Source organism: Thiocapsa imhoffii (genome assembly GCF_016583985.1).
GTDB classification, from domain to species: domain Bacteria; phylum Pseudomonadota; class Gammaproteobacteria; order Chromatiales; family Chromatiaceae; genus Thiocapsa; species Thiocapsa imhoffii.
Genome location: NZ_NRSD01000039.1, coordinates 1 through 11,599, shown reverse-complemented (window position 1 = coordinate 11,599; position 11,599 = coordinate 1). Strand labels below are relative to the sequence as shown.

Sequence of the window (11,599 nt, the reverse complement as noted above, 5' to 3'; positions counted from 1 at the left end):
GCAGGCAGGTGGTCTTGCCGGTCTGACGGGGCGCATGCAGCAGGAAGTACTTCTTCTGGTCGATGAGGGCGAGGATCTCGTCGAGATCCCAGCGCGACAGGGGCGGTAGGCTGTAGTGGTCGTCGGCGCGGACCGGGCCTTCGGTGTTGAAGAAGTGCATCGGGCGGACTCGTCGGCAACAGGGCTAAGGGCGAGCATAGCACCGCGGTTGGCCGCCCGCCGCGCCGGACCCCGCCGACGCCCGGCGCGGCAGCCTCGCCATCGGCAGATCCGTTTCCGCGTCATCCTCCCGTTCAATCCGCCACGCCGAGGTCGCCCTCCGCGTCGTCCATTCAGCATCTCGCTCTGAACGCGGTTGGGCCCGAAAACCGTGGTCTGTGATGCGCCAGGACAAACTGGCAAGAGGTAGTCGATGAAAGTTCGATACGAAATAGAAATGGCGATTCGTTTCGGCCCCGAGTCATGGGGGATATGCCGTGAGGCGTAGCTCCAAGCGTTGACAGGGGAAACCGGCAGGCCAGCCATTGAGCCGCGAAATCACGAACTCCGGGATGCCGACGTCGTACAGACAGGCGGAAGGCGACACGGCTGCGGGCGCTAATCGCAAGTGCGCAGACGATCCCGCGCGGTCGGAGACCCTGAGCATGCCGGGAAGCCTTTTGCACAGGACCTGGGAGATCTCATCCGTACCCGGCACCGACCGGGTGGGGCGGGGATGGTGGCGTTGATGGTCGATCTCTATCGGCACTTCCAGGCTCCCCTGAGCCATGAAATCCTGTGGGCCTGGCATCGAATGCTGATGGCCGGTCGGCAGGATCTGCGCGATGTCGGGAGCTATCGCACCTTGGAAGAGCCGATGCAGGTGGTGTCGGGGGCCGTCTATGCGCCCAGGATCCATTTCGAGGCGCCGCCCGCCCAGCGGGTGCCCGAGGAGATGGACCGCTTCATCGCCTGGATCGACCGCAGCGCCCGACCGGCGAGCGCCCGCTGCCGGCCCTGACCCGCGCGGGTATTGCCCTCCTCTATTTTGTCTCGATTCACCCGTTCGAGGACGGCAACGGTCGGATCGCGCGTGCCATTGCGGAACAGGTCCTGGCGCAGGGTCTCGGGCAACCCACCCTGATCGCGCTATCGCACACCATCGAGCGGCACAAAAAGGCGTATTACGCCGCACTGGAGCGGGCGAACAAGGTCAATCGAATCGACGATTGGCTGGACTATTTCTCCCATACCGTCCTGGATGCGCTGGAGTACACGCACGCGCGGGTCGTCTTTCTCATCCGCTATGCCTTGAATCTCGCGACGAGCCAGACCCCGCAGTTGGGGCTGGGCTGGGCTCGGGCGATCCGGCCGGCGAGCGAGGCGCCCGACAAGATTGACACCTTGAATGCAAGATATACAATGTGTATCTAATTCGCGGTTTCAATTAAAGCCAAGGTGCGCCATGCCCGTTTCGCCGTCTACCGCCAACACAGAACCATCCACCCGGGCCGTTAACCTCCGGGTGCGGGAGGAGATTCGCGACCTGATCGATCAGGCCGCCAAGATCCAGGGCCGGTCGCGCTCCGATTTCATGATCGACGCTGCCCGGCGGGCCGCCGAGGAGACGCTGCTCGACCAGACGCTGGTCAGGGTCGACCGAGAGACGTACGAGCACTTCCTCGCCGTACTGGACCATCCCCCTGCTGGCGAGGGTTACGAGCGCCTGATGGCCGCCCCCAGCCCATGGACGGCGTGACCATTGATGCCCCTGCGCCGCTCGCTGAGAAGCATCGCGTCGAGGATTTCTCCTCCGGTGTCCAACCGCTTGACGAGTGGTTGATTCGCCGCGCCCGGAGCAATCAGGTCAGCGGCGCCTCGCGCACCTACGTCGTTTCGGCTGCGGGGGCGGTGGTCGCGTACTACTGCCTGGCCTCGGGCGCGCTGGCACTGCGCGAGGCGCCCGGGCGCATCCGGCGCAACATGCCTGACCCCGTTCCGATGGCAATCATGGGGCGCCTGGCCGTCGATCAGACCTGGCAGGGCCGGGGCCTCGGCGTCGCTTTGCTCCGCGATGCTGTCGAGCGTACCCGGGCCGCAAGCATGATTCTTGGTGTCCGCGGACTCTTGGTGCATGCCCTGTGGGAAAAGGCCGCAGGCTTCTATACCCGTCACGGATTCGTCGCGTCGCCGACGAATCCCTTGACGCTGGTCCTGTCGCTGAAACGGATGTAGGTGGGCAGGGTCATCATGGCGCTAGCCCACGGCGACATCGGGTTTGTCGGGGATTGCTTTCTTCCGTTTCGAGATCGACTGCGAGCGGATGTGACCGATCAACCCGGCAATCGCGGAGGTGAGAGGAAAACCCGATCCGAACGCTGCCCTGCGAACCCATGGCTGGTAGGAGGGCGAGGCCAAAAAGCAGGATCCGAAACCAGGTTCTCCGCGCTGCTCGTGTGACGCCAACGCGTTGCGAGGGTTAAGGCGATCTCGGAAGAACATCGTCTCGGGCAGGTGCGACCGAATGCAGCCACCTCACTGTAGGCGCGTGGCTTGCCCGCGCTAACGCTGGTTCCTGACGCCGGCCGGTGGGACGATCAGCCAGGTTGAGCGCGGGCAAGCCACGCGCCCACGCGACCTTGAAGCGCTACGCCGCCCCGGTCGGCTGCGGGCTTGAGATCAAGTCAAGGTCGGGATCCGACGCAGCCCGAGCGGCAGAAGTCCCGCTGCAAGGACTGCGGGCGCTGATCGCACGATCGCAATCAGCATGCGGGACCGCGCGACTCCGCGGCACCAAACCGAGACGGCCAAAACGATCCCGGCCATGTCCACGATTGCTTGAGCCGCCTGATCTTGCGCTGAACGCGACGCCCAGGACGATCCAATTGAACACTCTCAACAGCCTTCCCGTAAGCGCCGATCACCGCTCCGGTGGCGCCGTCCCGCGCGAAGGGCTAAGATTCTATCCTATCGCTCAGAAACTGGCACTCATGTGAGCGATAACCGCTCCCCTTATGCATCATGGTCTGGAACTGGCAACAATCCGACTGGCCCGATTTCGCCTACGACAGCGCGCGGCTCGCGGCCATGGAGTCGCGCCTGCTGCACGAGTCCGGGCTCCTGTTTGGCGCTTTCGCGCACTTGGACGACGCCGAGCAGCGGGCGCTGACGGTCGATCTGATCGGCGACGAGGCCCTGATGACCGCCCGCATCGAGGGCGAGTTTCTGGACCGTGACAGTCTTCAGTCCTCGCTCTTGCGCGAGTTCGGCCTGGCCGAAGACCCGCGTCGCGTCGCCCCGGCCGAGGCAGGGATGGCGGAGCTGATGGTCGATCTCTATCGGCACTTCCAGATCCCGCTGACCCACGAGATGCTGTGGGTCTGGCATCGCATGCTGATGGCCGGACGGCGGGACCTGCGCGATGTCGGACGCTATCGTACCTTGGAAGAGCCGATGCAGGTCGTGTCCGGGGCTGTCTATGCGCCGAGGGTCCATTTCGAGGCGCCGCCCGCCCGGCGGGTGCCCGGGGAGATGGACCACTTCGTCGCCTGGCTCCAGCTTAGCGCCCCGACCGGCGAGCACCCACTTCCAACCCTGACACGCGCGGGCATTGCCCATCTGTATTTCGTCACGATTCACCCGTTCGAGGACGGCAACGGCCGGATTGCGCGTGCCATCGCTGAAAAGGTCTTGGCGCAGGGGCTCGGGCAACCCACGCTGATCGCGCTGTCCCACACCATCGAACGGCATAAGAAGGCGTATTACTCCGCACTCGAGCGGGCGAACAAGGTCAATCGCATCGACGACTGGCTCGACTATTTTGCCGATACCGTCCTCCATGCCCTCGACTACACCCGCGCGCGGGTCGTCTTTCTCATCGGCAAGGCCAAGCTCTACGACCGCCTGCGGGGCCGGTTGAATGCACGTCAGGAGAAGGTTCTCGCGCGTCTTTTCAGGGCGGGTCCGGAGGGTTTCGTCGGGGGCTTGAGTGCCGAAAACTATATCGCCATCGCTCGCACCTCGCGCGCTACCGCGACCCGCGATCTCCAGGACCTGGTCGCCAAGGGCGCGCTCGTGCGGACCGGGGAGCGCAAGCATACACGCTATACCTTGAATCTCGCGAAAGCGGCGACTCAGGTTCTGATCGACGGCAAGGGCATGGCATGATAGGTACCAGACCGGGATCGCCGTCAGATCGACGGACAGCGGCAGGCCGGTCGCTCGCAGACACAGGACGGCCCCCACGCAGATCCCGATCCCGAGCTTGTCCAAGACCCCGAAACCGCGCCGAAGGTCGCTCGCAAACGCTTGAAAGAGGCACGCCATGACTGAGCTGCAAAACCAACCCGTTGCCCACGACCACGCCGAGCCCTTGGCCAGGACAAAAGCACCGGCCCGGCTTCGAGGACGTCCATGATGGCCTGGCACTGAAAGACGTCCTTGCGGATGAGGTCCCTCGGCCAGGGCCCCAGGTAGCGGAGAACCGGCAGATCCTTCCGTGACTCGTGGGCCGGGTTGACCAGCCGAGCACCCCAGTCGTAGGCGGTTTCGACCCACCCGCCGCTCGTCCGACGGAACCAGGGCATGCCTGCCGCAAAGGGACCATAACCGACGATCGGACCCCCTTGATCGCTGAGGTCGACACTCAGGGTGCCGTCCGGCTGATAGCGGGATATGAGGGCCGAGAAGAACATGATGATCTAACCGCCCAGCGCCGCTATTCAGCAGCTCCGCGGCGCCGGGGCGCTGTCGTCAACATCGCGCTAAACTCATTCATGACCTGCCCCCTCAATCATGGCTCTGTGTTGTCGGTGGTTGCCCAACCTCGAAAACATAACCCACGTCGGTTGAGGTCGGGCAGGTCAATCCATGATGTCTACACTTGGGAACACCACCTGAGCCGTAACGAGGCCTCCCGGCGTCACTGCGCGATCGACTAGCCCGCGCCCCAACCAGCAACCGGTGGCGGCGGGGTGGGTGGCCGTGGCTTGCCGGCTGTCCATGGGTCGACCTCCTCGGCAGTTGGACTGGGTCTAGCTTGGGGGCAATGCGCGGCGGGCTTGAACGTGCCGCGCCGGTCAAAGTGCAAATGGACTGGCCGATCATCGAGATTCGCAAAGCGTTCTCGGCAGTACGGGCAGGCGAGCAGGTGTATGCCAATTCCGACCGCCATCCAGCCATCAGGGATACGACCTGCCGCAAAGAGGTGGAGCCTATTCTCGTCCTCGCAGCGACCTAGCGCCAAGCTTTCATGTGTCTCGTTCCTGCGGCCAACCTCATCCTCGATCGCGGCAGGGTGTTTGGTCTTGGGCATGGCTTCCTGCGTATTCCGGCGAAAGTGGCCACCCGGTCCGAAGGAAAGTGGCCACTGGTTCTGATTCAATCCGGCCAGTCAGTCCGAAGGAAAGCGGCCGGTGATTCCGGCCAAAGCGGCCGATCCGAAGTGGCCCCGCGACACGGGATGGGTGTCGTTACGCGAGGGCGGGATCGTCTGTCAACCCGGTGGAGTGTTTGCGCATCGAGTCTCCGGTCAAATTGATCTTGTAGGCGCAGTGCACGAGGCGATCGAGGATGGCGTCGGCGAGGGTCGGATCGCCGAGGTCGTCGTGCCAGAGAGCGACCGGGAGTTGGCTGGTGACCAGGGTGGCGCGCCGCTTGAAGCGGTCGTCAAGGATTTCGAGCAGATCGCGCCGCTGCTCGTCATTCAAAGGGGCCAGTCCCCAGTCGTCCAGGACGAGCAGTTCGGTGCGCGCCAGTTCGGCGAGCAGCTTGGTGTAGCGGCCCTCGGCGCGGGCCATCGCCAGATCCTGCAGCAGCCGGGGCAGGCGCAGGTAGCGCACGGTGAAGCCGTCGCGACAGGCCTTGTGGGCCAGGGCGCACGCGATCCACGTCTTCCCCACGCCGGTCGGCCCGGTGAGGATGACGTTGAGGTGCTCGCCGATCCACCCACCGGTGGCCAGGCGGCTCATCAGAGCCTTGTCCAGGCCGCGGTGTGTGCGGTAGTCGAGGTCTTCGATGGCGGCCGGCTCACGCAGCTTGGCCTGTTTCAGACGGGTCTTCAGGCGTCGATTCTCGCGCGTGCTCAGTTCGCGATCGAGCAGCAGGCCGAGGCGCTCCTCGAAGCTCAGGGTCTGGATCTGCGGCATGTCTAGTTGTTCCTGCAGGGCCTTGAGCATGCCGTCGAGGCGCAGTTGTGCGAGGGTCTCGAGGGTGGGGTGAAGCAACATGGCGATGGTCTCCGTAACGGGTGAGGACCCCGTCGTTCGACGGGGTCATGGTGAGGGTTAGTGGTCGTAGTCGGCGCCGCGCAGATTGGCGTGATCCAGCGGCAGACTGTGCTGATCGGGAGTTGGCAAGGGCCGCTGATCAAGCCCTTTCTCCAGGATCGTGGCGAGGCTTTTGTAGGAGACGGTGCCCAGCGTGAGCGCGCGTGCACAGGCCGCTTCCAGGCGGGCCTCGCTGTAGGCCGTGCTCAGGCGCAGCACCCCGAAACAGGCATTGAAGGCCTGTTGCGGATGGCGCCGCGCGCCGAGCAGCTGCGTGGTGACGGCTCCGGTGGCGGGGCCGACGGTGTGCGCCCAGCGCTGCAGGCGTTCCGGGGTCCACTCCAGTGCGCGTTGATGGCGTTCCGGCATGTGCTCGGTCACCGTGGTGTAGCCGCCCCGGCGGGGGCTGCGGACATGGCTGGCGACCCGTTGAGCGTGGTGCAGGATCTCCACCGTGGCGGTGGTCAGCCGCACGTCGACCTGGCGTTTGACCAGGGCGTGCGGCACCGAATAGAAGTGCCCGTCGACCTCGATGTGAATGTTCGGCGCGACCCGTGCCTTGCGCCATTCGGCGTACTCGTATGGGGTTGCCGGCAGCGCGCGCAGGGCCGGGCGATCGATCGCCTCGAATTGGCTCAGGCGCGAGCAGTCGAGCTTTTTGAAGGGACGGGTATTGAGCGCCTGCAGGTGGGTGGCAATGACCCCGTTGAGCTCGGTGAGCGAGAAGAACTCCTGATGGCGCAGGCGCGCCAGGATCCAGCGTTCGACCAAGAGCACACCGCCTTCGGCCTTGGCCTGATCCCGCGGTTTGCGCACCCGTGCCGGGATCACCGCCAGCCCGTAATGGGCGGCGAAATCCTGGTCGGTCGGATTCAGATCCGGCTCGTAACGGTGGGCCTTGCTGACGGCGCTTTTCAGATTGTCGGGAACGATGATGTCTGGGCAACCGCCGAGAACGTTCAGCGCGCGCACCTGCGCGCCGATCCAGTCGGGGAGCGCCTGCGTCCAGGTCGCCTCGGCATAGGTGTCGTTGGACGCCCCGAGCACCGCCACGAAGATCTGCGCGGTGCGGATCTCCCCGCTGTCGGGGTCGATGACCGCCGCCGTCTGCCCGGCGTAGTCGACGAAGAGCTTCTCCCCGGCCCGATGGGTCTGGCGCATGACCACATCCACCCGACCCTTCCAGACGCTGTAGCGGGCGCAGAATTGGCTGTAGGAATAGCCCTCGGGATGGCGCTCGCGGTACTCTTGCCAGAGCAGGAACAGCGTGACGCCTTTGCGCCGCCGCTCCCGGTGAACGACATCAAAATCGGGCTCAACCAGCCCGAGCTCGGCGGGGCGCCCGCCCGGCTTGAACAGCCGTCGCTCCAACTCGTCCGCACTCAGACCCTCGGGTAAGGGCCAGGACAGCCCTGCCGCCTCGGCGCGATCCAAGTACTCCAACACCGTTGTTCGCCCGATCCCGAGCGCACGGGCGATCTCCCGCACCGACCGCCCGGAACCCCATTTCAACCGCAGCACATCGTCGACTTTTCGCATGGATAACCTCTGTCTTGGCATCTGAGCACCTCCTGAAAAAAGGAGGCACCGTACGCAGGGTTATCCCGTGTGGCGAGGCCCCGGCCAGGGTGGCCGGATCAACCGGAATCGGTGGCCGCTTTACCCCAGAACCGGTGGCCGGATTCCGCCAGAATCGGTGGCCGGTTTGAACCAGAATGGGTGGCCGCTTTCAATCAGAATGGGTGGCCGGATTGGGCCGGAATACGCATGGCTTCCTGCGTTTGGTCTTCAATTCAGTGCCAGAGCGTGCTGTCATCGAGATCACGCAGGCGCTGCCGACACTGGGGACAACGCGTTAGGTGCCCCCAGATACGTCGGGTAGCAGGGTGACCTTACGGTCACCCCGCCCCCTAAGAACCGTGCTTGCGACTTTCACCGCACACGGCTCAAGCCTTGAAAAGGCACCGTGAAGCACCCGGCGATCAACGGGGTGGTGGCTGAGACGCGTCACGTCACGAGCCATGCAGGAGTCGCGACGGGTCGCCGTCCCCGCTGACGCCCGCGACGCTCGACGAAATAGTCGGCCTGTTGCGGGTCGTAGGGGTTGGCGTCGCCGCAGATCTTCACATGGCGTCGAATCGGGATACTCGCCATCCGAAAGAGCGTGACCGATCCGTCCGTGAACACCCAGTCGCGGCCGTCCCTGTGGGCATAATAGCGATCCTTGAGCCACTTATGGCCTTTTTGGGGATGTCGTCGTTTGGCCCAGTTCCATGTCATGCACCAGATCGCGTGATCGATGTCGCTGAAGACCTCCTTGCTCACGACATGGCGGTAGTAGTGTCCCCAGCCCCGGATGACCGGGTTGAGGCGCCGGATCAGGACGTCTTGCGTCAGGCTCGCACCTGCTTTCAGAATGTCCCGAACCTTTTCCTTGACCGCCGCGATACTGGGTTTGGCCGGTGTGATGAGCAGTTTTCCATGATACTTGCGTAGATTGAAGCCGAGGAAATCGAACCCGTCGTCGATATGCACGATCCGGGTTTTCGCTTCGGACAGCTCCAGGCCTCGCTCCATGAGGAACTGCTGCACCTGTGGTTTGACCTCGTCGGCCAGCAGCGTCGAGGACGCGCCGGTGATGATGAAGTCGTCCGCGTAGCGGACCAGGTTGACCTTGTGACGGGGGTGGAACCGCGCGCGCAGGCGTTGCTCCAGCCCGTCGAGGGCCATGTTGGCCGCCGTCGGGGAGAGGATCCCCCCTTGCGGAGTGCCTTGCGTCGTGGGACGGAAGACCCCGCGTTCCATGAAACCGGCCTTGAGCCAACCCCGCAGCTTCCCTTGGTTCGTCGGGACATGTTCGAGGAGCCACGGATGTGACACTTCATCGAAACAGGCCCGGATATCCCCTTCCAGAATCCATTCGGCGCTGTGCCGTCGACACAGGGCGAGAAAACACCCGGCGATCGCATCATGCGCCCCGCGCGCCTTGCGAAAGCCATAGGAGCACGGGTCGGCCAGGGTTTCCGACACCGGATCCAGCGCCAGCAACTCCAGGGCCTGTTCGGCCCTGTCGGCGTGCACCGGAATGCCGAGCGGGCGGCGTTTTCCGTTTTTCTTGGGGATGTAGATCCGTCTAAGCGGTTTTGGCCGGTAGTCCCTTGCATTCAACCGATGGGCTTGTCGCCACTTGCGCGCGGGGGTATTCAACAGCACACCATCGACCCCCGGCGTGTTCTTGCCCCGATTGGAGCTCACCCGCTGCACCGCCAAGAGTTTGGCGGCGAGCGAGTTGGCGAGAAGGCGTTGCAGCGACCGTACGCGGTGCCACTTGCCGGCTCTGACCGCCTTCACGATTCGCGCTTGGAGTCGGCCGACGAGACGACGTATCCTGGTCCAGTCGATTGCAAACCAGGGCGCCGTCCCATCCCGAGGGCCTTCAATGATGCCGAGGGCAATCATCGTCTAAAGAAACCCGTCGGGTTGAGCCTGTCGTGGGCGTGTTTCGTGAGTCAAGACCCGCCGGAAGTCTGCCCCCTTTCGGGGTAGGGCAAAGCTTGAACCCCTATCCGACCCATTACGGATCGGCATTCGCTTTCTCCGGCATCCTTTACCCGCTCGCCCGCGGGTCGACCCTTGCGGGCCGCTGTCCACCGTCCTTGTGGGAGCGATCGGGCTGACCACGTTTCGCATGTGTACCATTCCCGAAGGGGTTAGGCTCCGCCTCTCCGCCGGCAGCGCGACATCTGCGCGGGGCCAACATTGGAAGCCCCGACCTGACTGCCCACCTTTTTGGTCCATGCCTGGTCAGCCTCTTTGGCATGTTCTTAGTAACGACGGCTCGACAGCGATTCACCTGAGTTAGCCTTGCCCTTCAACCCCGGCTCCCGACCGCCTCGAGGCTGGCAGTCGCGACCTCCCCTCGCGGTTTGGTCGCCCGTCTGATCGACGGAGGCTACCGTGTCCCGGACGCTTCGCACCTCGGGGTTACCCCCGACGCACGGCCCGGTAGGGTACCGGCGGTAGAACGCCGGATCTCTTTGATCTCCTTGATAAATACACATGCGACCTCGTGTCGCACGAATGGCACTAACTTAAGCCAAAACCGCTGTAAAAACAGTCCGTCCTGAGCGTCATCCGCAACGCGCGAGCGGCGCTCAACGCTGTTTCTTGGGGTGGCCATGTTCGCGGACCTCCTCCTGCGCGATCTTCCGCGGCTTGGTCAACAGCGGGTCGCTTTTCAGGCGCCGCTTCAAGGCGCGCGGTTCGATCCGACCGGCTCGTCGACCGACGCGGGGTTGGGCCATCAGCACCAACAGGGCATGGATGCAGACGCTGTCGTGGGTGCCGCCGCACTGCAGTACGCAGCCCCACATCTGCACGACATGCTTGAAGCTGAGCTGGCGCGGGATCTGGTCCGCCACCAGAGCGGCCTGCGCCATCAAGAGCCGGATCAGATTGTAGGCCAAGAGGTAGACCCACACTTCCTTGAGCGCCATCGCCGGAGTTTTGCAGCGCAGATGCTCCATGCCGAGCGTGGTCTTGAGGTTGCGCAGATCCAGCTCGACGTGCCAGCGCTGCCGGTACAGCACCTTGAGCATGGACTTGGGGGTCGCCTTGGGGCAGAGCAGCGTGGTGACCATGATCTTGCCGCCGGCCTGACACTCGCGCACCGTCAGGGTTGCCGGGGCTTGCGCGTATTCCTCGGGGCTCATCCAGTCGGGTCGCTTCTTCGGCTTGCTCAGCACGATCAGGTGATCGCGCGCGCCGAGCCGCTCGCCGAGGCGGAAATCGGTGCTGCGCTTGCGCGCACCGTGCTGCTCGAACAGCCCGTCCACGCCGCCGCGCACCAGCTCGCAGAGCAGAAAATAGGTCGCGTAGAAGGCGTCGCCGAGAAGGATCTCCCCGCTTTGGAGGCTGTCGAACAGCTCGCGCAGCAGCGACTGCTCGTCGCTGCCTTTGCCCGCGCAGGGGCCAAGCGCGGCATTGAGCACCGCCCCGGTCGCCAAACACACCAAGGCCACCAAGCGTGCGATCGGAAAGCCCAGTCCGGCCTTCTGGCTGGCGGGCTGCGGATACGTGGCCTGGTTCTGCGGGGTATCGGACAAGGTCACCGTCGCGCCGTCGACCAGGCGCACTCGTCGCACCGGCCACAGCCACCAGCCGGGTGCGGTCCTCGTCACCAACCCCGCGGCCTCGCGCGCCAGCGTCGCGATCATCGGCATCGGCAGGCGCGCCCGGGCTTGGCAATCGGCACTGGTGTTGGTCGCGAGGGGTTCGCCGCCGTCGAGCGCACGCCGTACCGCCGCGGCGTTGACCACGGCACGGCAACTGCCGTCCTCCGAGAGCGCTTGGGT

10 protein-coding genes are annotated in these 11,599 nt (G+C 64.6%); 6 read left to right on the top strand and 4 right to left on the bottom strand.

All coding sequences use genetic code 11. The features are described 5' to 3' along the window. Nucleotides 1-727 precede the first annotated feature (727 nt). The 6 genes from CKO25_RS21405 to CKO25_RS19660 all read left to right on the top strand — a co-directional run bounded on the left by CKO25_RS21405 (nucleotide 728) and on the right by CKO25_RS19660 (nucleotide 5,218). Nucleotides 728-1,000: a Fic family protein gene (locus tag CKO25_RS21405; protein WP_242467765.1), complete on the top strand. Its 273-nt coding sequence runs from the start codon at nucleotides 728-730 to the stop codon at nucleotides 998-1,000. Further along, nucleotides 952-1,413: a Fic family protein gene (locus tag CKO25_RS22040; RefSeq protein ID WP_371829732.1), complete on the top strand. Its 462-nt coding sequence runs from the start codon at nucleotides 952-954 to the stop codon at nucleotides 1,411-1,413. Before CKO25_RS21405 ends, CKO25_RS22040 begins: the two co-directional genes overlap by 49 nt. After that, a complete protein-coding gene (locus CKO25_RS19675) occupies nucleotides 1,388-1,738 on the top strand; it encodes a type II toxin-antitoxin system TacA family antitoxin (protein ID WP_371829731.1) in 351 nt (116 codons plus the stop codon). Before CKO25_RS22040 ends, CKO25_RS19675 begins: the two co-directional genes overlap by 26 nt. Next, nucleotides 1,726-2,214 carry a GNAT family N-acetyltransferase gene (locus CKO25_RS19670; protein ID WP_200389656.1) on the top strand — a complete coding sequence of 163 codons (489 nt, stop codon included), beginning with the start codon at nucleotides 1,726-1,728 and terminating at the stop codon, nucleotides 2,212-2,214. The genes CKO25_RS19675 and CKO25_RS19670 overlap by 13 nt, the downstream gene beginning before the upstream one ends. A 786-nt stretch (nucleotides 2,215-3,000) precedes the next feature. Continuing rightward, on the top strand, nucleotides 3,001-4,146 hold the full coding sequence (locus CKO25_RS19665; protein WP_200389655.1) for a Fic family protein: 1,146 nt from the start codon (nucleotides 3,001-3,003) through the stop codon (nucleotides 4,144-4,146). Between the two features lie 871 nt (nucleotides 4,147-5,017). Continuing rightward, entirely contained in the window at nucleotides 5,018-5,218 is a 201-nt protein-coding gene (locus CKO25_RS19660) for a hypothetical protein (RefSeq protein WP_200389654.1), read from the top strand. A gap of 232 nt (nucleotides 5,219-5,450) precedes the next feature. On the opposite strand, the gene istB is transcribed toward CKO25_RS19660, so the two are convergent. The 4 genes from istB to CKO25_RS19640 all read right to left on the bottom strand — a co-directional run. After that, on the bottom strand, nucleotides 5,451-6,206 hold the full coding sequence (gene istB, locus CKO25_RS19655) for an IS21-like element helper ATPase IstB (RefSeq protein ID WP_200389653.1): 756 nt from the start codon (nucleotides 6,204-6,206) through the stop codon (nucleotides 5,451-5,453). 57 nt (nucleotides 6,207-6,263) lie between these two features. Continuing rightward, a complete protein-coding gene (gene istA / locus CKO25_RS19650; RefSeq protein WP_200389652.1) occupies nucleotides 6,264-7,784 on the bottom strand; it encodes an IS21 family transposase in 1,521 nt (506 codons plus the stop codon). A gap of 468 nt (nucleotides 7,785-8,252) precedes the next feature. Then, nucleotides 8,253-9,704, bottom strand: coding sequence for a group II intron reverse transcriptase/maturase (gene ltrA, locus CKO25_RS19645; protein WP_200389651.1), 1,452 nt, complete (start codon nucleotides 9,702-9,704; stop codon nucleotides 8,253-8,255). A gap of 695 nt (nucleotides 9,705-10,399) precedes the next feature. Next, a partial coding sequence (locus CKO25_RS19640; protein WP_200389650.1) for an IS4 family transposase occupies nucleotides 10,400-11,599 on the bottom strand: 1,200 nt, incomplete at its 5' end.

Excerpts from the sequence above, each read along its gene's own strand:
- istA (WP_200389652.1), bottom strand. The coding sequence starts at position 7,784 with ATGCGAAAAGTCGACGATGTGCTGCGGTTGAAATGGGGTTCCGGGCGG.
- ltrA (WP_200389651.1), bottom strand. The coding sequence starts at position 9,704 with ATGATTGCCCTCGGCATCATTGAAGGCCCTCGGGATGGGACGGCGCCC.
- CKO25_RS19675 (WP_371829731.1), top strand. The coding sequence starts at position 1,388 with ATGCAAGATATACAATGTGTATCTAATTCGCGGTTTCAATTAAAGCCA.
- istB (WP_200389653.1), bottom strand. The coding sequence starts at position 6,206 with ATGTTGCTTCACCCCACCCTCGAGACCCTCGCACAACTGCGCCTCGAC.
- CKO25_RS19665 (WP_200389655.1), top strand. The coding sequence starts at position 3,001 with ATGGTCTGGAACTGGCAACAATCCGACTGGCCCGATTTCGCCTACGAC.
- CKO25_RS19670 (WP_200389656.1), top strand. The coding sequence starts at position 1,726 with ATGGACGGCGTGACCATTGATGCCCCTGCGCCGCTCGCTGAGAAGCAT.
- CKO25_RS21405 (WP_242467765.1), top strand. The coding sequence starts at position 728 with ATGGTCGATCTCTATCGGCACTTCCAGGCTCCCCTGAGCCATGAAATC.